Origin of the sequence: Paenibacillus sp. FSL H8-0280 (assembly GCF_045040665.1) — a bacterium.
Taxonomy (GTDB): domain Bacteria; phylum Bacillota; class Bacilli; order Paenibacillales; family Paenibacillaceae; genus Paenibacillus; species Paenibacillus xylanexedens_A.
Genome location: NZ_CP150296.1, coordinates 5,362,307 through 5,384,350, shown reverse-complemented (window position 1 = coordinate 5,384,350; position 22,044 = coordinate 5,362,307). Strand labels below are relative to the sequence as shown.

The 22,044-nt window shown below is 47.0% G+C and carries 17 protein-coding genes and 1 pseudogene; 13 read left to right on the top strand and 5 right to left on the bottom strand.

The annotated features are described in order from the left end of the window. Nucleotides 1–43 precede the first annotated feature (43 nt). The 5 genes from mltG to MHI12_RS23385 all read left to right on the top strand — a co-directional run bounded on the left by mltG (nt 44) and on the right by MHI12_RS23385 (nt 7,831). A complete protein-coding gene (gene mltG / locus MHI12_RS23405) occupies nt 44–1,084 on the top strand; it encodes an endolytic transglycosylase MltG (RefSeq protein WP_340913424.1) in 1,041 nt (346 codons plus the stop codon). Between the two features lie 14 nt (nt 1,085–1,098). Continuing rightward, nucleotides 1,099–2,028 carry a peptidase U32 family protein gene (locus MHI12_RS23400; protein ID WP_405170487.1) on the top strand — a complete coding sequence of 310 codons (930 nt, stop codon included), beginning with the start codon at nt 1,099–1,101 and terminating at the stop codon, nt 2,026–2,028. Between the two features lie 17 nt (nt 2,029–2,045). Continuing rightward, nucleotides 2,046–3,374 carry a U32 family peptidase gene (locus tag MHI12_RS23395; protein WP_405170486.1) on the top strand — a complete coding sequence of 443 codons (1,329 nt, stop codon included), beginning with the start codon at nt 2,046–2,048 and terminating at the stop codon, nt 3,372–3,374. Nucleotides 3,375–3,608: 234 nt separating this feature from the next. Next, on the top strand, nt 3,609–5,897 hold the full coding sequence (locus tag MHI12_RS23390) for a methyl-accepting chemotaxis protein (protein ID WP_405170485.1): 2,289 nt from the start codon (nt 3,609–3,611) through the stop codon (nt 5,895–5,897). Between the two features lie 236 nt (nt 5,898–6,133). Further along, on the top strand, nt 6,134–7,831 hold the full coding sequence (locus MHI12_RS23385; RefSeq protein WP_405170484.1) for a peptidoglycan D,D-transpeptidase FtsI family protein: 1,698 nt from the start codon (nt 6,134–6,136) through the stop codon (nt 7,829–7,831). On the opposite strand, the gene MHI12_RS23380 is transcribed toward MHI12_RS23385, so the two are convergent. Next, a complete protein-coding gene (locus MHI12_RS23380; protein ID WP_405170483.1) occupies nt 7,810–9,006 on the bottom strand; it encodes an AI-2E family transporter in 1,197 nt (398 codons plus the stop codon). The genes MHI12_RS23385 and MHI12_RS23380 overlap by 22 nt on opposite strands. A gap of 175 nt (nt 9,007–9,181) precedes the next feature. Between MHI12_RS23380 and MHI12_RS23375 the strand changes: the two genes are divergently transcribed. After that, nucleotides 9,182–10,585: a polysaccharide deacetylase family protein gene (locus tag MHI12_RS23375; protein ID WP_405170482.1), complete on the top strand. Its 1,404-nt coding sequence runs from the start codon at nt 9,182–9,184 to the stop codon at nt 10,583–10,585. A gap of 85 nt (nt 10,586–10,670) precedes the next feature. Here the strand turns inward: MHI12_RS23375 and ilvD are convergent, their stop codons facing one another. From ilvD to MHI12_RS23360, 3 genes and pseudogenes are all read right to left on the bottom strand, one after another. Next, nucleotides 10,671–12,356 (bottom strand): dihydroxy-acid dehydratase, encoded by a 1,686-nt coding sequence (ilvD, locus tag MHI12_RS23370; protein ID WP_074096200.1) that lies wholly within the window; start codon nt 12,354–12,356, stop codon nt 10,671–10,673. A 318-nt stretch (nt 12,357–12,674) separates the two neighbouring features. Beyond that, nucleotides 12,675–12,917 (bottom strand): annotated as a pseudogene (locus tag MHI12_RS23365) (KGG domain-containing protein); the annotation flags it as partial. Between the two features lie 123 nt (nt 12,918–13,040). Further along, nucleotides 13,041–14,081 (bottom strand): acyltransferase family protein, encoded by a 1,041-nt coding sequence (locus tag MHI12_RS23360; RefSeq protein WP_405170481.1) that lies wholly within the window; start codon nt 14,079–14,081, stop codon nt 13,041–13,043. A 222-nt stretch (nt 14,082–14,303) separates the two neighbouring features. Here MHI12_RS23360 and MHI12_RS23355 point away from each other — a divergent pair, with 222 nt between their 5' ends. The 6 genes from MHI12_RS23355 (at nt 14,304) to mgrA (ending at nt 19,653) form a co-directional block, all read left to right on the top strand. Then, complete coding sequence (locus MHI12_RS23355; protein WP_405170480.1) at nt 14,304–15,269, top strand: sugar kinase; 966 nt, start codon at nt 14,304–14,306, stop codon at nt 15,267–15,269. Nucleotides 15,270–15,357: 88 nt separating this feature from the next. Further along, nucleotides 15,358–16,023 (top strand): bifunctional 2-keto-4-hydroxyglutarate aldolase/2-keto-3-deoxy-6-phosphogluconate aldolase, encoded by a 666-nt coding sequence (locus MHI12_RS23350; RefSeq protein ID WP_017686833.1) that lies wholly within the window; start codon nt 15,358–15,360, stop codon nt 16,021–16,023. Nucleotides 16,024–16,116: 93 nt separating this feature from the next. Further along, a complete protein-coding gene (locus MHI12_RS23345; protein WP_405170479.1) occupies nt 16,117–16,881 on the top strand; it encodes an alpha/beta fold hydrolase in 765 nt (254 codons plus the stop codon). Nucleotides 16,882–16,944: 63 nt separating this feature from the next. After that, entirely contained in the window at nt 16,945–17,712 is a 768-nt protein-coding gene (locus MHI12_RS23340) for an HAD family hydrolase (protein ID WP_405170478.1), read from the top strand. Nucleotides 17,713–17,826: 114 nt separating this feature from the next. Further along, entirely contained in the window at nt 17,827–18,567 is a 741-nt protein-coding gene (locus MHI12_RS23335; RefSeq protein ID WP_405170477.1) for an NAD-dependent protein deacylase, read from the top strand. Nucleotides 18,568–18,645: 78 nt separating this feature from the next. Further along, nucleotides 18,646–19,653, top strand: coding sequence for an L-glyceraldehyde 3-phosphate reductase (mgrA, locus tag MHI12_RS23330; protein ID WP_340915428.1), 1,008 nt, complete (start codon nt 18,646–18,648; stop codon nt 19,651–19,653). 81 nt (nt 19,654–19,734) lie between these two features. Here mgrA and MHI12_RS23325 read toward each other — a convergent pair whose 3' ends face one another. Continuing rightward, nucleotides 19,735–20,709 carry an AraC family ligand binding domain-containing protein gene (locus MHI12_RS23325; RefSeq protein WP_405170476.1) on the bottom strand — a complete coding sequence of 325 codons (975 nt, stop codon included), beginning with the start codon at nt 20,707–20,709 and terminating at the stop codon, nt 19,735–19,737. A 153-nt stretch (nt 20,710–20,862) separates the two neighbouring features. Between MHI12_RS23325 and MHI12_RS23320 the strand changes: the two genes are divergently transcribed. Further along, entirely contained in the window at nt 20,863–22,044 is a 1,182-nt protein-coding gene (locus MHI12_RS23320) for a galactokinase (protein WP_405170475.1), read from the top strand.

Here is a 22,044-nt window from a genome sequence, read left to right as displayed (position 1 = left end):
AGAAGTCCGCTCTTTTTGGTTGTGTAAAGGAGTTGTTTCTTTTTTGAAAGGGAAAGCAATAGTAGTCATACTGCTTATCATTGTAGTTCTTGCCGGAGGCGCTGGCGGTTACGTATGGAGTATGATGCGTCCTGTGGAAGCTTCTACAGAACCGGTCGTATTCGAGATTAAGAGCGGATCGGGAACTTCGAAAATCGCGGATCAGCTTCAAGAAGAAGGCCTCATCCGAAGTGGGTTAACCTTCAAAGGGTATTTAAAGTGGAAGAAACTAGGTTCTAATTTCATGGCGGGTACATATTCTATGAATCCTGGCGTGACATATGATGAGATTGTTAGCAAGCTGAGTAGTGGCGAAGTTGTACCGGAAGAAATGGTGAAATTTACGATTCCGGAGGGTTATAACGTTCTGCAAATGGCGGGTAAGCTTTCTTATGAGCATGTTGTAGATCGGGATGAATTCATCAAGCTGGCCAATGATCCTTCGGCCTTCGATGTAGATATTATCAAAGATATTCCAGTGGATGAAGAACTTCGCTACGTATTGGAAGGGTATCTGTTCCCGGAGACGTATGAACTGAAAAAGGGAAGTTCCACGCATGATGTGATGCAGCGGATGCTGGAAGAATTCCAGACCAAGATCAATTCCATTCCTGATTTGGAAGCCAAGCTTCAGGAAAAGAACCTTTCCCTGCATGAACTGCTGACGATTGCTTCACTTGTGGAGAAAGAAGTTGTGGTGGACGAGGAACGTGCTCTGGTTGCAGGTGTAATCTACAATCGGATCAATCAGGATATGAAGCTGGAGATTGATGCTACCGTGCAATATCTGCTCGATAGGCCAAAGGAACGATTGTTTTACAAAGATCTTAAGGTGAAAAGTCCGTATAATACGTATCTGAATAAAGGCTTGCCACCAGGTCCAATTGCCAGTCCAAGTCTTCCGTCCATTGAAGCAGCGCTAAATCCGGAAGCTTCGGAGTATCTGTTCTATGTGACTAAAAAGGATGGCTCGTCTGGACATCTATTTGCCAAAACGTATAAGGAACACCAGCAAAATATAGCCAAAAGTAAGGCTGCGCAATAAGCGGAGGGGATTATATGAGTAAGAAACATGAACTGCTCGTTACAGCAGCGAATGTGAAAGAGGCAGAAGTGCTGCTCCAGGCGGGAGCAGATGCTCTGGTCATTGGAGATGATCGATTCGGCATGCGTCTTCCAGGCAGCTTTAGCGTGGAAGAGACAGCAGAGGTGGTTGCCATTGCAGCCAAACATCAGGCGCGTGTGTATGTATCCATGACTAATCTGATGTCCAACGAACTGTTGAAAGAATTGCCTGAATATGTTCAAGCACTTGGCAGAATCGGTATTGATGGTGTGGAGTTTAATGATCCATCCGTGCTGGCTACCATGAAGGAATACGCACCACATGTGAAGCTGCACTGGAACGCAGAGATGACTTCAACGAACTATGCGACGGCCAACTATTGGGGAACCAAGGGAGCGAGTCGCGTTGTACTTGCCCGTGAGCTGAATATGGACGAGTTGACGGAAATGGTTCCTTTTTTGAAGGTGGAAGCTCAGGTTCAGGTGCATGGCATGACGAATATTTATCATTCCAAGCGCAGTCTGGTACAAAGTTATATGGCTCATCAAGGGCGGCCGGTTGAGGGACATCTAGGCAAAGAACGGGGATTTTTCCTGATCGAGGCTGAACGCCGGGATGAGAAATTCCCGATCTATGAGGACATTAACGGTACACACATTATGAGCTCTGAGGATATATGTATCCTCGAAGACCTTCATCTGTTGATGGAGGCGGGTGTGCACAGTTTCAAAATTGAAGGTATGTTAAAATCACTTACCTACAATGAAGCTGTTGTACGTGCATATCGGACAGCGATTGACAGTTATGTAGCCGATGCTGATGCATATGCGTTCTCTGAAGAGTGGCTCGCTGAGGTGCGGAAGTTACAGGACCCTGAACGTGAATTGTCGTTTGGATTTTTCTATAAAGAACAAGTGTATTAATAGACGAGGTGAACAGAATGGAAACAGTGGCGGTACAGCGGAAGTTCTCGGGGAAACGTAACCGTCTGGACAAACCGGAGCTGCTAGCTCCGGCGGGTAATCTGGAAAAACTGAAATTTGCGATCCATTATGGTGCAGATGCCGTATATATCGGTGGACAGGCCTATGGACTGCGTTCCAACGCGGATAACTTTAGTTTTGAAGAGATGCGTGAAGGTGTGGAGTTTGCCAAAAAGTATGGAGCCAAAGTGTTCGTAGCGACGAACATCTATGCACATAATGAGGATGTTGAGGGTATCGAAACATACCTGCAAAACCTCTATAATGCGGGAATCTCTGCGATCATCGTAGCTGATCCGGCTATTATTGAAGTAGCCCTTCGTGCTGTGCCAGGCCTTGAGGTACATCTAAGTACTCAACAATCCACACTCAACTGGCAAGCCGTGAAGTTCTGGAAAGATGAAGGACTCCCACGTGTTGTTCTCGGACGTGAGACCAGCTTTGAAGAGATTGAAGAGATCAAGGCCAATGTGGATATCGAAATTGAAGCCTTTATTCACGGGGCGATGTGTTCCTCGTATTCCGGACGTTGTGTGCTCTCCAATCACTTTACGGATCGCGACTCCAACCGGGGTGGCTGTTGCCAGTCTTGTCGCTGGAAGTATGATCTGTTCGAGGATGCGAGAGAAGATACGGTGTGGGTCAGCGAAGAGGACATACAGATGAAGGCACCTGCGCCATTCAAACTGGGTGAGAATCAGCTTCCTCTGTTCCAGGAACAGGATAATTCATTCTCCATGGGATCTAAGGATCTGTGCATGATTGGCCATATTCCCGAGTTGATTGATGTGGGCGTGGACAGTTTCAAGATTGAAGGACGTATGAAATCGATCCACTATGTGGCAACTGTGGTTAACGTATACCGTCAAGCTATTGACTCCTATATGGCAGACCCGGAAAATTATGTTCTGAAACCTGAATGGGTTGAAGAAATGAACAAAGCGGCGAATCGTCCGCTAAATACCGGATTTTTCTATGACACACCAGACCATGAAGATCATATCTATGAACCGGAAGAAAAGGCCGTACCTTTTGACTTCGCTGGCTTGGTCATGGGGTATGATGCTGAAACAGGAATGGCAACCATTCAACAGCGCAATCACTTCAAACCAGGACAGGAAATCGAATTTTTCGGTCCGGGAGGTCACTTTTTCAAACAGGTGGTCGGTGAAATACAGGATGAAGAAGGCAATGTTCTAGATGCTGCTCGTCACCCGTTGCAACTGATTAAAATGAAGGTAGATCAACCGGTTTCGTACTTCGATATGATGAGAAAAAAGAAGTAGGCTCAAATACCTACAATGTGTCAATATTGTATTATGATTTAACAACATAGTGTTATGAAATTTACATGGGGACCTCCGTTTATCGGCAGATGGGGGTCTTTTTTTTATAGAAAAATAGGAATAAAGTTGTAAAATATTTCTGGAAAGTGAAAGGGGAACGAAGAAAGCTGTCGAATACTACATATTTATAGGGGAGAGAAAGAAAAATCCAACAAGTAAATAACTGGCAGGTGAATGGGAATGGTTCAAAAGAAGCAGAAAGACAGTGGGGAGCAAGTGATAAAATCCGAGCAGGTTAACCCTGAGCAGGTTCAGAAAGTGAAGAAAGAAAAAGTAGGTAAAAGTAAAATTACAGGGAATGGGAAAAAATTACTTAAGTTTGACCGTAGTAAATTGAAGCTGGGCTGGATCAAGACCGATTGGGTAAAAAAACAATTAAAAAACCGGGATTGGAAAAACCTTGGAGGGTCTTCTTTCAAACAAATTAGGAAGGCAAATCCGGTCAAATCCGTAGGGGTTAAACTGTTCTTGATCTTTTTTGCGGGGATCATGATTTTTGTAGTGAGTTTAGGTCTATTATCCTATTCAAAAGCCAAGGGTACGATAGAGAAAAATGCTTCGCGTGCCAATCAGGAGACCATTGATCAGACCAAACAAAAAATGGACATTATTTTGGAGAGATTTGTGGATACATCCACACAGATTTTCTTTGATCCGGAAATGCAGTCCTTGCTACAAAAAATGTCAGATACGAATTTGACTGCGTATGATACATTCGTGAACTCAAGTTCAATCAACAAGCAACTGTCCAATGTTGCATTTACAAATAAATCTATGGAAGCGATTTATTTGGTACCTACGGACGATACAAAGTCCATTATGGGTACCGGCAGCAACAGTTCATCCATGGGCAGCATTCGCCAGGAAGCATGGTACAGTGAGTTAATTGAGGCGGGCGGTTATCGCTGGCTTCCAACAGAGGTCAAGGAAGATGGCTCAACGCCAACGTTTAAAATTGCACGTTCCATGAAAAACTTGCAGGGGACTACTCAGTCGTATGTTCTGGTTATTGAACTGAAACTGGAAGTTTTGGAGGAACAATTGAAATCGCTTGATCTGGGGCCAGGAGCTATTCTTCAACTAATTGCTCCGGATAATAAAGTGGTTGCATCCTCCATCTCGGATCGTACAGGACAAGAAACAGAGCTTGCATTTGTCAAAGAGTTGACGGAACCAGCAGGTAGTACGAATACGGATTATACGGTAGATGGCAAATCTACGGAAATGCTGGCTGTATACAGTACGATGGATACATCCAATTGGAAACTGGTTGGTATGATACCTACCTCTGTTTTGGTTCAGGACGCAAAAGGCATTCTGACTCTGACCCTGTGGATGGCGCTGATTGATGCGGGGATTGCAGTATTGATCGGGATCTGGATGGTGCGTATGATCGCTCGTCCACTCGGCAAATTGAAAGACCTGATGCAGGAAGGTGCGAAAGGTAATCTTAAAGTTCGTACACCATATAGCTCCCAGGATGAAATTGGTCAGCTCTCGACTGCCTTCAATCTGATGATGGAGCAGATTACTAAGCTGGTTGAACAAACCAATCGTTCTGCACAGGAAGTATTGGATACGGCCTCTGAGCTGAGCAGTGCATCCAAGAAAACGGCTGTATCTGCTTCGGAGATCGCAGTAGCTACAGAAGAGATCGCAGGCGGTGCAGGCAGTTTGGCAACCGAAGCGGAACGTGGCAATGAATTAACTGACAATATCTCTCGTCAGATGCAGAGTGTAATCGCTGCTAATGAACAGATGGGTGATTCTGCTCGTCATGTAGAGAAGTCCAGTCAGACAGGAACACAACATCTGAATCAGTTGATGACCAAAACTCAGAAGACAGAAGAAATGATTGGTGCACTGGTGAATAAGGTTGATTCGCTGAAAGAGAGTACGTCTTCTGTTCTGAAAGTGCTTGAAGTGCTGCAAAACATAACGAAACAGACAAATATCCTTTCCCTGAATGCAACCATTGAAGCAGCACGTGCCGGTGCAGCCGGACGCGGATTCATGGTGGTGGCTGATGAGGTTCGTCAGCTCGCGGCTCAATCCAGACAATCCATTGAGATGGTTGGAGAGATTACAGACAAAATCATGACTGAAATGAATGAGACCGTTGATGCTTTGTCGGCAGCTTATCCGTTATTCAAGGAACAGATGGATGCGGTTAAAGATACCAACGTCATCTTTGCTTCCGTACAGGAACAGATGGGTGCCTTTGTGGAACGTCTGGGCATGGTGACAGGTTCTATTGGAGATTTGAACAAATCTCAAGGTACGTTGTCTGAAGCCATGAGCAATGTCAGCGCTGTAGCTGAAGAATCTTCTGCAACGTCCCAAGAAGTAGCTTCCTTGAGCAGTGAACAGCAAAATATCAGTAACCAGCTGGTCAATCTGTCTGGCAAACTGGAGAATGTGTCTACTGAACTGAAAGAAACCTTGTCACGCTTTACGGTGTAACAAGCCAAGATTGCAATGAGGAGAACCTGTCCCGCACATGGGACAGGTTTTCTTTTTGTTTACCGGATAATTCCAAGCCATATCAGCAATAATATGTCAAAACGACAAAAGGTGAGATTGGGATGCATCTCCTTGCGAAACGGCGAATCTATATAACTTGTATTCTTCTAACTCTTGTCTTTGGATTGCTTATATTACGATTGGGATGGGTCCAGATCGTTCAGGTGAATCAGACGATGCCTGGATTTCACCGAACGGTACGTGAAATGTCTGTATTGCAGCGTGAACGCGGGGTGATGCTTGACCCGGGGCGGGGACAATTTACGGATTACAAGGGTGAGGCGTTGACCGGTAAGCTGCAATGGGGACTGGTTCTTTTTCCACAGGCAAGTCCATTAGAGACATTACGCAAGTATGGGGCATTAGAAGGCTCCGAGATGATACAGTTGGCAGCTATATTACATACCGATCCGGATCAATTGAAGAAGGAATGGAATCAGGAAAGTATACCTCATTTCTGGACAGCAGGTACACATCAGCCTGTTCATTTGACCGCTGCCCAGGTGGAGCACCTACGTAGTTTGCACCTGCAAGGAGCTGGCATCTATCCGATGATGACAAGGTATCTTCAGGGGCATACAGGAATGCAGTGGATGGGATATCTGGCTGAACAGCCTGAGTCCTCCAAAGTTCTAACTGGGCATCAGGATGAAGTGAAACAGCCATTTGCCATGAAAGCAGGAGCAGCTGGACTGGAGAGGACACTTGAACCGCTGTTAAGGGGAATTGGCCCTACGCTGGTATCACGTATGGTCTCGGGCGGTGGAGAGATTATCCCTGAGATACAGCCGCACGTCATCGCACCAGCCAATAGTCATTATCCTTTACGTGTGGAAACCACGGTGGATGCTGACTTACAGCGTGGATTGGAGCAGCTGACAGAAGAATCTAAATTAGAAGAGGGGGCCGTTGTTGTGCTTGATGCCGCTAACGCAGATGTTCGTGCCATGATCTCCCGTCCTTTCTATCAGCCACAACATGTGGACCCTAAAGAATCGTCCTGGGGGAATCGTGCAGTACAGGGAGCTGTACCGGGTTCCATTTTCAAAATTGTCACTGCGGCTGCTGCTTTGGAGTATCATGCGGTTTCTAATGGAGAAGAATTCCATTGTGGTGGTGAGTACGGAAGATATGGGCTGTCTTGCTGGAAGGAGCACGGGCATGGAGACCTAAATCTGGAGCAAGGATTCGCTGAGTCTTGTAACATCGTATTCGCTGAAACGGCGCGCAGGCTTAGTATGGAACAACTGGAGAACACGGCTGATCGTCTGGGACTCGCGCGTCCGATTGGCTGGGAGGGGAAGCAGATGGCAGGAATGCCTGTGTTACGACACTTTGATCATGAGGATCACGGGCGTGTGAGAACAGAGGCTGTTTCTTCTGCTGATGAAGGTGCGAAAATACAGACAGCAATCGGCCAGCGCGATGTCTTGGTCACACCGCTGCAAGCTGCCAATCTGATCGTTACACTGTTACATGATGGAAAGGTTAGTGCCCCACGTCTCGTTAAGCGCATTCGATATGCGGATGGTGGCACCATGCTGGAGATGCCCTTGCATGATTCACCTTCAGCATCAGGACAGATTGCTCCCGCAACAGCGCATAAACTGTTATCCTGGATGAATAAGGTAGTCCGTGTGGGAACAGGAAAATCCCTGCAGCGTGCACGGTGGCATGTTGCAGGGAAATCAGGTACAGCTCAAGTACAGAAACATGGAGAGAAGCGCAACAATCAATGGTTCATTGGTTATGGACCGGTAGAACAACCCCAATATGCTGTAGCTGTTCTTGTTCAAAATGTCTCTCCTGACAGCCAACATCAGGCGACGGCTCTCTTCAGGAAGGTGATGGACTATTTGGCGGAGTCCTCATGATCCTTCGCAGGAATGGGACGGTGTACAGTAGACTCGGCAGAATTCGCTGAGGCCTTATTAACGGGTGGGTCCATGACCAATGGAGAGGATTCAAATTCATCTTTTGGCAGGTGAATCCACTTTTGCAGGTATCCTTGTTGTAACAGTTCTTTCAGAAGGATCAGAAGCACTGGAGATAACACTACACCAGCCAGGCCAAAGATCGAAAGGGAGATCAGCATAAACGAAAGCATCAAGTACGCCGAAGATACACCAATCGAGTTACCCGATATTTTCGGTTCCAGCAATTGTCTTGTCAGCATCGTCACTGCCAGAATCACAATCAGGCCAATCGCCAGGCTACTATTTCCAATAATGAATAAGTAGACGATCCATGGAATAAACACAACAGGGACGCCAAGCAATGGTACCAGATCAAAAACCGCACAGACTGCTGCAATGGTAAAGGCATTAGAGGTTCCCAAAATTAACAAACCTGCATAAATCAATACAAACGTAATGAGCATCATGATCATCTGTGCCTTCAGATACGAGCGGATTGTTTTGAACACGTGATTACGCATGAATTCAATAGCTAACTTTAATGTTTTGGGCGTTTTCGCACGGGCGAACTTGCGCCAGGATTCAATCTCGATACTGAGAAAAAATGCCAGAATAATCGCAATTCCGAAGTTCGTAATAAACGAAGAGAATGAACTGAGGAAACCTACGACGAATTGCGCTCCGCTAGTTACCCATTTGGACAGGAACCCGGTCAGTGTTGCAAAATAATCATTCGCTTTTTCCATAACTCCATCAGGGAGAGCGTCTGACTTGTCCTGAATGAATAACACCAGATTAGTGAATTCACGTTGTATCATTTCAATGTATACGGGAAAATTATCTTGAAGATTGGAAATTTGTGAAATGATAATCAAGCCTACCCCAAAAAAGGCAGCGACAATCAATGCAAGAAACAACAAGACGGAGATGGCGGCTCCAAGTGTCTTGGGCAATCCTTTGCGATGTAAAAATTTGGCCAGCGGTTCAATCATCCAATACACAATGAATGATAGAAAGACCGGTGCAGCCACATGGTATAATTGACTGAAACTGTACATGATCACATACACGGTTAATACGAGCAATGCGATGTCAAAGACAGTTCGCCCGTATTTTTTGTAAAGCGGTAGCATGGACATGGCTCCTTTGATGGCAATAATTAGATTGTATTTATTGTACACGATAGCTATCTTTTTGGGAAAACAGGATTCAAGAAAAGTCTGAACTATGATAAAATTAAAGGCGGTTTATTTTAGATAGTGCCCATAGTGCACCGTAATTCAGCAGGAGAAGTGGGGAGCTTGCAACATGACAACGATACTTCATAGTATTTTACTGTGGTTATTGTATCTTTCATCTTTTTACGCCTTTATTCCAAGTTTAATCAGCAGGCTTTTTGGTTTTCGTGTATTTCGACGGGGAAGAAGTGATACACAATTTGCATTAACGTTTGACGATGGGCCAGATCCACATTATACGCCAAGACTGCTCGATCTGCTTCGTCAGCATCAGGCAAAAGCCACATTTTTTGTCGTTGGAGAACATGCAGCGAGTCATCCTGAACTCATACAGCGCATACATGAGGAAGGTCATCTTATTGGCATTCATAATTATATTCACAAGACGAACTGGCTCATGCGGCCACGTACCGTTCGAGATCAGATTCAGCGAACAGGTCAGATTATTCATGAAGTAACCGGCGTGAAGACTTGTTATTATCGTCCACCGTGGGGGATTATGAATTTGTTTGATTTTTTCAGCAAGAAAGAACGAAAGATTGTACTGTGGTCCTCCATGTTTGAAGACTGGAGAAGCCGAGTAGGTGCCCAAAGATTGACCGAACGGATGCTGAAGGAACTGAGAGGTGGAGAGGTCATGCTGCTGCATGATCGAGGAACGACCCTTGGTGCTGATGCACACGCGCCGGAGCAGATGCTTCAGGCGCTGGAAGTCGTACTACAGGAAGCTGAACGGCTAGGCCTGCAAAGCGTACGCGTTGATACGTTGATGGGAGGTATCACAGTGAGCGAATCTCAGAACAAATCGCAATTACAGACACCATTGAAACTATGGAAACGAATCGTTGTTGCCCTATGGCTGGGCTGGGAGAAGTTGTTCCACTGGGTATATCATTTACGGACGGCTTCGCCAGAGGACCCGATGCTGCACTTCAGATCACGTGTATATCACGGAGCACGGGTGGAGATGAATGACGGCCATGTTATTCAAAATGGAGATCCGGTGATAGAACTGCATTTTGACAATCAGAAGTTGTTTGAACTTGGAGTGACATCACGTTCCAGTATGCATTTGGCTATTCGCATGATTCGGACCATGGAACAGCAATTGCCGGATCTGGCACGCATGGTGGCACTCGAACCTGAGTTACGCTCTGCCAAGGCGATATACGGTGTGAGCATGATTAACAGAGGCCCAGAAAAATTTGGATTTACCATACAAGAATTGCCCCCAGGACCGTTCAGTGCTGCATCCAAAGTATACCTGAAACTGCTGTTAAGTGTGATCCATCCGGCAGGAACCAAACGTTTGAAACAGCGTACAGAACAATTGGTACCCAAGATGATTGCCATGCCGCTGGATGTACTGCTGGAACGTTACGGTCAACATATGACGCAGGTGGCAGCAACGTTAGAACAATCCAGAGATGAATCGTTGTTAATTGAAAAAGAGATACTGCCAGAGCGGAACTAAACGGACTGATCACACCAACCAGCAAAAGAAAAGGGTTGCCCTTCGCCAGATTTGGCAGAAGAGCAACCCTTTATTTATTAGTGAATTAGATACTCAGTACGCCACCGTTGCTTGCATTGGTAACCAGTTTGGAGTAACGAGCCAGGTAACCGGTTTTTACTTTCGGTTCAAAGCCTTTCCAACCTGCGCGACGACGTTCAAACTCTTCGTCACTGATGTGCAATTCGATGATACGGTTGTTCAGATCCAGCTCGATGATGTCTCCTTCTTCAACAAAGGCGATTGGACCACCTTCAGCTGCTTCCGGAGAGATATGTCCGATACTGATTCCGCGGGATGCGCCGGAGAAGCGTCCATCGGTGATCAGACCAACTTTGGCACCCAATCCCATACCTACGATCTGGGAAGTAGGAGCCAGCATCTCAGGCATACCTGGTCCACCTTTTGGTCCTTCATAACGGATAACAACAACATGTCCTTCTTTTACTTTGCCGTTAGCAATACCTTCGAGCGCTTGCTCCTGGGAGTCAAAGCAGATGGCAGGACCTTTGTGGTATCCGCCAACTGAAGCATCAACTGCACCAACTTTGATGATAGCGCCTTGTGGTGCAAGGTTACCAAACAATACAGCCAGGCCGCCTTTTTCGGAATGCGGGTTATCCAGGTGGTGAATGACATTTGTATCCTGAATTTCTTTTCCTTCAACGTTCTCACGGATCGTTTTACCTGTTACTGTAATGCAGTCACCATGAATTGCGCCTGGTTTCTTGAGCAACTCGTTCAGCACTGCGCTTACGCCGCCTGCATTATGAACGTCTTCGATGTGAAGATCGGAAGCAGGTGCAAGTTTCGCCAGATGCGGAACGCGGTTAGCTACTTCATTGATACGCTCGATTGGATACTCGATGCCTGCTTCATGAGCCAGTGCCAGCGTGTGCAGTACTGTATTCGTAGATCCACCCATCGCCATATCCAGTGCAAACGCGTTATCGATCGCTTCTACAGTAACGATATCACGTGGTTTCAGATCCATTTTAATAAGTTCCATCAGTTGTTTAGCAGATTGTTTAACAAACTCACGACGCTCAGGAGCAACAGCCAGGATGGTTCCGTTACCTGGCATAGCCAGTCCCATCGCTTCAGCCAGACAGTTCATGGAGTTCGCTGTGAACATACCGGAGCATGATCCACACGTTGGACAACCGAACTGTTCAAGCTCCAGCAAACTCTTGTCATCGATTTTACCTGCTTGATAAGCGCCTACGCCTTCAAATACAGAGGTCAAGGACAGAGCCTTACCATTGCTGTCACGACCGGCTTTCATCGGTCCACCGCTGACAAACACGGTAGGGATATTACAACGGAGTGCACCCATCATCATGCCGGGTGTAATTTTATCGCAGTTCGGGATACATACCATGCCGTCGAACCAGTGTGCAGATACAACGGTTTCCACGGAATCCGCGATAATGTCACGGCTTGGCAGCGAGTAACGCATACCAATGTGTCCCATGGCAATACCATCATCTACTCCGATGGTGTTGAATTCGAATGGAACGCCACCGGCTTCACGAATAGCATCCTTTACAATTTTACCGAATTCCTGAAGGTGGACATGGCCGGGCACGATATCGATGTATGAGTTACATACGGCAATAAACGGCTTGCCGAAATCCTCTTCTTTAACGCCCGCTGCGCGGAGCAAACTCCGGTGTGGTGCGCGGTCAAAACCTTTTTTGATCATATCGGAACGCATCTTCTTGGCTGACATGGTGTATTTCCCCCCAAATATATAATATTGAGCAACATGAATGGAAAAGTAAATGGCAGTGCATCTGTCGTTTAATTTCATCCGTACTCTAAAAAAAAGGACCGGCATGCCGGTGTCGAGCTCCCCGTAGTTTGTGAAATTCTTTGCTGCTTTAAACCCGTGAACACCCGGTTTTTCTATTGAGTCTATCACAACCGTCGTCATATTTCTACAATCAATAGAAAGAAGCCTCAAACCATTTTCATGGAATTAGACTTCTTGATTTACGGGAAAGCTATGATCATGTTTCGATGTGGCAAGCGGAATTCATTAGTTGCTTCCGCCTTTGCGTCCAATCTCACGATAGAATTCCTTATTATGAGTTTCGGAGGTTGCTTCGCCGCCCTTGCGACCAATCTGCTTGTAAAAGTCAGTGTCATGGGCATCTGAAGTCGCTTCTCCACCTTTTTTTCCAATCATCTGGTAGAAGCTTCGATCATGGTTCTTGGAAGTCGCTTTGCCACCTAATCTGCCAGCTTCCTCACGACTCATCTTGTGTTCTGACGTCTGTTGACGTGCCATTACAAATCACTCCTTACAACGATAAGTTGTTTTTTGTAGCGCGTATCCCTAATTTACCACCTTATTTCCAGCCTGAAACAATTCACTAGGATAGAATCGATGGTGAAGAGATCCGTCAGAGCATTAGGCCGACCGTTTAAACACCTCATGTCGATTGAAAGAAAATCGGGATATATCCGGTTCAATTACGGGTTTGAACATGTGACGTACAGCCGGCAGAGCCAGTGTGACTGCGAAGAGTATGGCAATGACAAGTATGACTGGAATATACGCCGAGCTTCCCATATAACTGTAGACTCCGGACCAGATCGCGAGACGAACGAGAAACCCATGCAGCAGGAACACATAGAGTGTACGTCGTCCAAGGTCCGTCAGTCTGGAAGTCAAGGAAGGTACCCAGGCCAAGAACAGTGCTGCCGATGCGATCTCCAATAGGTAGATTCCAAGTCGGAAGATGCCGGCATACCATTCGTGGTGACCCAGTTCGGCGTACGTCATGCTGCCGAGTAACCATCCGGATGAAATGTTCAAACCACCATACCCGATCCATACCAACAGTGCAGCAGAGAGGATGGCTGCGGTTTTTCGCCCCCAACCGGATAATAGATGTGAACGGATGGTTGCTCCATAGTCATAACCTATGACAAAAAACGGCAGAAAAACAAACGTACGGCTGAAGCTGAGCCAGAACCCGTCGATGGGCAAATACCCGGCAATTATACCGAGCGCAATCGATCCAATCACCCGATATATCGGTTTCCAGGAAATCGCCAGACGAAGCAACAGTCGCCAACAGAAATGACTCGCGAGAAACCATAACAGCAAGTAAGGTGCAAAGAAGGATAGCCTCATATGGGGTGTGTGGAATACGGTAAAGTCCATTAGTGCGTATAAGGACTGAAACAGTACATACTGTAGTGCAATCTGCTTCAGGACATTTCGCCCAGATGCACCCTGGAGTGAGTGTGTCGCAAAATACCCGGTTACCCATACAAAGAGTGGCATGTGAAACGTATATATCCACAGGAACAGAGCTTCCGCTCCTGCAAAACGTGTGATGAGTGGTTCAAGTGCATTACCAGCAAGGACACAGACGATAAGCATAAAGCGCAGATTGTAAAAGAAAGATTCCTGATCATCCCGGATCAGTGTCTGATTTTTCATGGTGTAGCCCCCTTATAGACCCTGGTTGCAAATTCATTTGCATCTGTAATAAGGGTAATATGGATGTTCATTATCTATTGTGATTTAATTCACATTGGTAAGCGTTATCTTTTATTAAAGCTGTGACAACAAAATGAACGCAACGGGATTGACAACGGTTGCATAGAGGATGACAATAGAAAAAGAAGATGAGGGAATGTAATTATAAGGAGGGAAGAAATCATGTCAACGAGTCCCTATCCAAGCCCGGAAATTATTACGTTTGGGGAGAGTATGGGTTTGCTGACTGCCAAGGATACAAGAGGGCTGGAATATGCAGCCACACTGGACAAGTCTTTCGGGGGTGCTGAGAGCAATCTGGCTATTGGCGTATCCCGCCTGGGGCATACCAGTGGTTGGTTTGGACGCTTGGGCAATGATCCGATCGGCAGTATGATTCTGAAAGCCATTCGCGGTGAAGGCGTAGATGTATCCCGGGTAAGGTTGAGTGATCACGAGCCTACTGGTTTGATGATTCGTGAGAACGCTTCCGGGAAAGCCTCTGTGCATTATTATAGGAAGCTATCTGCTGCAAGTGCGATCACACCTGATGATCTGGATCCCGACTATATTGCCGGGGCGAAGATATTGCATGTTACGGGTATAACGGCAGCGATAAGCCCGTCCGGACTTGCAACCGTAGAGGCGGCCATACATATTGCCAAACAGGCAGGGGTGAAAGTAAGCTTTGATCCAAATCTGCGTCTCAAACTATGGTCTGCGGATGAGGCCCGTCCGATTATACTCCGTTTAGCTGAACTGGCGGACTACTTTTTACCGGGTCTGGACGAGATGAAACTTCTATATAACGAAGAAAATGATCAAAAAGTACTTGAGCGTTTATCTGCCATGAATGCTGTGTGCATTGTGAAGGGTGGCCCTGATTTGACCTACGTATTGGCGAATGGTACCCTAACTGAAGTTCCGTACTTTAAGGCGGATTATGTTCTGGATACGGTAGGTGCAGGAGATGGATTCTGCGCGGGATTTTTATCGGGTTTATTAAAAGGATACTCCCCGCAGGAAGCAACCCGTCTCGGCAATTTGACCGGTTCCATGGTTATACAGGCTGTTGGCGATTGGGAGGCGCTCCCGACGTGGGGGCAGGTCGAGGCCAAGCTGAACAACGTTGCCCATGTTGAGCGCTAGTCGCTGCTGAGATCATATATGGCTCATCTTCGTTCTTAAATGTAAGGCTTGTATACACAACCACCACATTGACAAGGGAGAGAATGAAATGAAGAAGCTTCAGCTATTGCAAAAGATTACGGACAATGGGGTTGTGGCAGTTCTGCGTGCAGATTCTGCGGATCAAGTCATTGCCATGGCCGAGCAAGCGATTGCGGGTGGCATTAAAGTTATCGAGATTACGATGACAGTACCCAGTGCACTCAAAGCCATTGAAAAATTAAGCCGTGTATACCATTGGAACACACAAGATCCAGAGAAATTCGCGATTATTGGTGCGGGAACGGTGCTAGAACCGCAAACGGCAAGAGCGGCCATCATGTCGGGTGCCGAGTTTGTCGTTGGACCTTCCCTGAATCCGGATACCGTTCAGATCTGCAACCTGTATCGAATTCCGATTCTGCCTGGTGTGATGACGATTGCTGATGTTCAACGCGCATTGGAGCTTGGTGTGGACATTGTGAAGTTGTTCCCGGGTAATCTGTATGATCCTTCGATTATCAAAACGATGAAGGGCCCTATGCCGCAGGCGAATTTTATGCCAACTGGCGGGGTATCCTTGTCTAATCTGGGAGATTGGATCAAGGGTGGAGCAGTCGCTGTAGGGATCGGCTCCGACTTGACATCGGAAGCTGTGAAGACGGGTGACCTGAGTCATGTCCGTCGCAAAGCGGAACAATATATGGATGCTTACCGCAAGGCCAAGGCTGAATAATATTTTTCAATTCGTAGAAGGGGAGCCTGATAAACAAAGGCTCCCAATTCTGTTAGCCGCGGCACCTGCGGAAGTGAAGAAAGGTGATAAACGTTGAGAAATCGGTATAATACAGGGCGCAAGAAGAGGGGCATTGGGAAATTCCTGCTCGTACTTCTGGCGCTCATTGTCATTGGATGTGGATTTGTTGCGTGGAAATTATTCACACCATACGGTCCACAGGAAACAGCCCAAACAGCTATGGAAACAGCCAATCCGGTGACGGTGAGTGAACAAGAGAACTGGATTGATTTTGTGCCCGATAAACCGTCTGGGAAAAGTGTGCTTTTCTATCCTGGTGGACTGGTAAAACCGGAAAGTTATGCACCACTTGCGCATGAGCTGGCTGCTGCGGGTCATCACACGATTATTGCCAAGATGCCAGTTAACCTGGCAGTGCTTAAGCCAAACTTGGCAGATGAGATTCTGGCCGCATATCCAGATGAACAATTTGTTATGGGTGGACATTCTCTCGGTGGATCCATGGCTGCACGTTATGTAGCCGCACATCCAGATGCACTTCACGGGATCTTCTTTCTGGCATCCTACCCGGATGAAAAAGGAAGCGTAAAGTCACTTGGAATACCTGCTTTATCTATTCTGGGTACTAAAGATGAAGTCGTGAATGCTACGAAGTATCAGAGTGGACGGATGTATCTTCCAGAAGACACGGTATATTACACCATTGAAGGTGGAAACCACGCCCAGTTCGGTGATTATGGTCATCAAAAAGGAGATGGCGAGCCGGAAGTGAGTGGAGAAGAACAGCTGAATCAGACCGTCAAGACAGTTCTGGCTTGGTTAAGTACCATCAAGTAGGTTTTGATTATTCTGCACTAAGGGCTGTATGCATTTATAGCATACTTGATGGAGGCGATACGGATGACCATGCTTCAAGTGAATGGAGCGCAGATCCCATGTAAAGGTATCCTGTTTGATAAAGATGGAACACTACTGGAATTTCTCCGGCTATGGGGACCGTGGGCAGAGACATTACTGGATCAGTTGCAATCACGTATGAATGAACTTGGAGCTTCATTTACGGTTGAACGGGAGCACGTTCTGGGCACCATCCATAATCCCCAAGGTCATATTGTTGGATATGATCCGCAAGGCCCGCTGGCCATTGCGACTGTGGATGAGTGCACGGGATTGCTTGCCGGGCAGTTATATGCGGCAGGTATGCCATGGAATGAAGCGATCACAACGATACGCAAATTTTCAAGTGTAGCCATGAGATCGGTAAGAGAGCGCAAATCCGCTGAACCCATGTCAGGATTGCTGGATTTCTTGCAGAAATGCAAGGCAGCGGACTTACCACTGGCGGTCGTCACTTCAGACAGCACAGCAGCAGCAGAAACACATCTGGATTGGATGGGGATACGTTCCTTTTTCACATCCATTGTGGGCTGTGATCGGGTGACCCAGGGCAAACCGGATAGAGAAGCAGCACTCTTGGCTTGCCGTGAATTACATATCCATCCTGCGGAGGCCGTTGTCATTGGAGACAGCAATGGGGATATGCAGATGGGGAGGCACGCAGAGGTATCCTATACGCTTGGTTACTGTCCACAGTTAGATCAAGGATCCCACCTGGTTGATGCCCATGCCATTATTCGTCATTATAATGAGATAAGCGTGATTATATAAGTCACTCTGGTTTGGTTGAACGATATAAATTGAACTCAACATTTCTACAAAATGGAGTGGCCAGTGTAAATATTCTTTAGTTCAATTTATATAGTAAAAAAAGGAGGAGAGAGGATGAACGCAACAGAACAACTGGCTGCCTGGATTCAGGAAAGCTCCCGTATTGTTTTTTTCGGAGGGGCCGGGACTTCAACGGAAAGCGGGATTCCCGACTTCCGTTCGGCTGCGGGTCTGTATCAGACGGAGCAGCATTCGCCTTATCCACCGGAAGAGTTGTTAAGCCGACATTTTTTTGATCAACATGCTGATATTTTTTATGATTTTTATCGAGGCAAAATGCTTCATCCAGATGCGGAACCTAACGGGTGCCATCGACTGTTGGCCCGTCTGGAGCATGAGGGGAAACTTCAGGCAGTGATCACGCAAAATATCGACGGACTGCATCAGAAGGCAGGCAACAGCAATGTCTTTGAGCTTCACGGCTCAATTCATCGTAATGCCTGCATGGATTGCAAGCAGTTTTATACGCTGAATGATATTATACAGTCCCAAGATACCGTGCCTCGCTGTACCACATGTGGTGGTGTGATCAAACCGGATGTGGTGCTGTACGAAGAGGAGCTGGATCAGACGACTTTGTATCGTTCCATTGATGCACTGTCTTCTGCAGATCTGTTACTCGTGGGAGGCACGTCACTGACGGTATATCCGGCGGCCCAGTTAATTACGTATTTTCAGGGAAAACATACCGTTCTGCTGAACGCTACACCTACTGCTTATGACCGCAGGGCTGATTTGCTGATTACAGATCCGATTGGCGAGGTAATGAATAATGTGGACCAGCTTCTTGGTTAAACGTATGGACTGAACAACCGCATTCTCCGGCACAGACCGGACAAAAGAGGCGGAACCTGGGGAAAGAAGGGATTCATGATGGTCTACGTAGCAAGCGATACTCGCTATGAAACGATGAAATATAACCGCGTTGGACGTTCAGGTTTGAAACTGCCAGCGATTTCACTGGGGCTGTGGCATAATTTTGGCGGTATTAATAACGCTGAGAATGGCCGTAATATGATTACCCGATCATTTGATCTGGGCATTACACACTTTGACCTTGCCAACAATTATGGTCCACCGGCAGGTTCAGCAGAGCAGTTATTTGGACAGGTACTGGCCCAAGATCTGAAACCTTATCGGGATGAACTGGTGATCTCCACCAAAGCGGGATATTATATGTGGCCCGGGCCGTATGGCGAGTGGGGTTCACGCAAAAATCTGGTGTCCAGTCTGAATCAGAGCTTGAAGCGTATGGGCCTGGATTATGTGGATATCTTCTATTCACATCGTTATGATCCCGAGACGCCTTTGGAAGAAACGATGATGGCACTGGACCATATTGTTCGATCGGGCAAAGCCCTTTATGTAGGGATCTCCAACTATCCCGCAGAGCAGACAAGACAGGCTGCCGAAATTCTGAAAGGTCTGGGTACGCCCCTGTTAATCCATCAACCGAAATACTCGCTGCTGGAGCGCTGGATTGAAGATGGTTTGCAGGACGTGCTGGATGAGTATGGAACAGGCAGTATTGCATTCTGTCCATTGGCACAAGGTGTGCTCACGAACAAATACTTGAATGGTATCCCGGAAGACTCACGTGCCAAAGGACCATCGGTATTCCTGAATGAAAACAACATCTCTCCAGAGACGCTCCGCAAAGTGCGTGCGCTGAACCAGATTGCAGCAGCCCGCGGCCAGAGTTTGGCCCAATTTGCACTCTCCTGGGTGCTGCGGAATGGCAGGGTAACTTCTGCGCTGATTGGCGCAAGCCGTCCTTCACAGATTGAAGAGAATGTGGCTGCGCTTAGTCAGCTGGATTTCTCTACAGAGGAATTGGAACGGATTGAATCCATTCTGTCTCCGCAGCCTGATGACAAATAAATAAAGTGTAAAAGGTGCATCTTAGCCATAATGGCGGAATGCACCTTTTTTTGTCGTATGTGGTTCCGGCCGTTATCTTGCTCACCGTTTGTTTTGTTGAGCGTTCTTCTGTAACCCCTGATGTAGTGGGCGGGACAGTATTTTCTCTCGATACAGGCTAGGCGCTTCACCGTGAAATCGTTTGAACTGTTTGGAGAAATACAGCGCGTCTGGCAGTCCGACCGATGCAGATACCTGTTCGATGGACAGATCCGGGCGTTCTCTTAGGAGTTGGCGCGACTTGTCGATCCGCAGTTTGAGCAGATAAGTGACTGGCGAAAGACCGGTTTCCTGTTTGAAAATACGGGATAAATACGCGCGGTTGTATCCAAGACTCGCAGACATTTGTTCAATGGAGACAGGATAGGCATATTGGGTAGACATATATTGAATCATCTGTTTCACCGTACGTCGGATGGAGGATTCACCTGGAATTAAGGTTTGGCCCTGCGAAAGGTGATTCTGTGCTTCGGCTAGAATCATATATAACGTACCCAGTGATGTGAAATGGGAGCTTTCTTTGCGCTCGGCAAAAGCATCCTGCATCACGGATAGCCAATCGGATATCCCACAGGATGGTCCAGCATGAAAAACGGACTTCTCCGGGCGGAACCCGGCTTCCTCGGTATGTTGGCCAGCCTGGCTGCCTGTGAAGGCAATCCAGCGATATTGCCATGGGTTGCGGGCGTGAGACTGGTAACTTACCAGTTGCCCAGGATGAATGAGGAAACAATCACCTGCGGATAACTCGTAGGTGTGCAGTTCGGTACGGAACGTACCCGCCCCTTTTTCTACATAATGCAGCAGATAATAATCAAACAATTTAGGTCCGATGGCGTGACCCGGAAGGGTCTGGCTTGCCCCGGCAAACAGGACATGCAGTGCGCCTTGTTCATAATAGACCGGATTGGAGGCAACCGAATAACTGAGTGCTCCGCTTTTACCGGAAGGTGATTCCTGTATTTTTTCGTTAGAAGATGCAAGGGATTCTTTCTTGGGGTTGGATTGCTCTGACATGGTCGTTTCCTTCTTTCCGGGATGCTCCGATCATTATACGCCTTAAGGTCACATTTATCCATATGAAACACACATGGTTGCATTACAAGAGGCACCGCTTTCTTATATAATAACATTAAGAAAAACACAACAACGAGGCGAGGTGCACCAGCAGTGAACGTAACTGAATTGAAACAAAAGTTTATTGAGAAGTACGGAGAGAGTGGAGCGGACATCCGTGTATTTCATGCCCCTGGGCGTGTGAATCTGATCGGTGAGCACATTGACTATAACGGTGGATACGTGCTTCCGGCAGCACTTGAATTCGGAACAACATTGATCATTCGTGAGCGTGAGGACAACAAGTTGCAACTGGCTTCCACGAACATGTCTTATGAAGGGGCACTAGACACTTCCTCCATAGGTAAGGAAAAAACCGGAGAATGGACCGACTATCCTGTTGGTGTCATGGTTGAATTGCAGGGCAAAGGCGTGAATGTAACAAAAGGCTACGACTTCTTGTACCACGGGGAGATTCCGAACGGGGCAGGACTTTCATCATCTGCATCTCTGGAGGTACTCACCGGATTTGCGATTCAGTCTCTGGAGGGTGTATCGGATATTGATACGGTTCAACTGGCGCTTTTGTCCCAGAAAGCGGAAAATGAGTTCGTAGGCGTCAACTGTGGAATCATGGATCAGTTCGCTGTCGCAAACGGTGCTCAGGATCATGCGATCCTGCTGATGTGTGACACACTGGAATACGAAAAGGTTCCTTTCCGTACAGGCTCATACAAATTGGTCATCGGTAACACAAACAAACGCCGCGGTCTGGTGGATTCGGCTTACAATGAACGTCGCTCCCAATGCGAGCAGGCACTTGCCATCTTGAAGGAACAGCTGCCTGCACTGAATTACCTGGCTCAATTGACGCCAGAGCAGTTCGTAACACTACAGGATCAGATCAAAGATGAGAAAGTAAGACAGCGTGCACAACATGTTGTGGAAGAGAACGCGCGTGTGCTCGCATCGGTGGAGGCATTGCGGATCAATGATCTGGAATCCTTCGGCAAGCTGATGAACGCTTCTCATGAATCGCTTCGCGATTTGTACGAAGTAAGCTGTGATGAGCTGGATGTTATGGTTGAAGAAGCTCAGCGGATTCCAGGCACGCTTGGTGCTCGGATGACTGGCGCAGGATTTGGCGGTTGTACCGTATCACTTGTGCATGAGAATGATGTCGAGCGTTTTGTAAGTGAAGTGGGCGCTGCATATGAAGCGCGTACCCGTCTCAAAGGTGATTTCTATGTATGCGGTGTAGGTGATGGTGTCAAAGAATTGAAGGAGGCGAAGTAA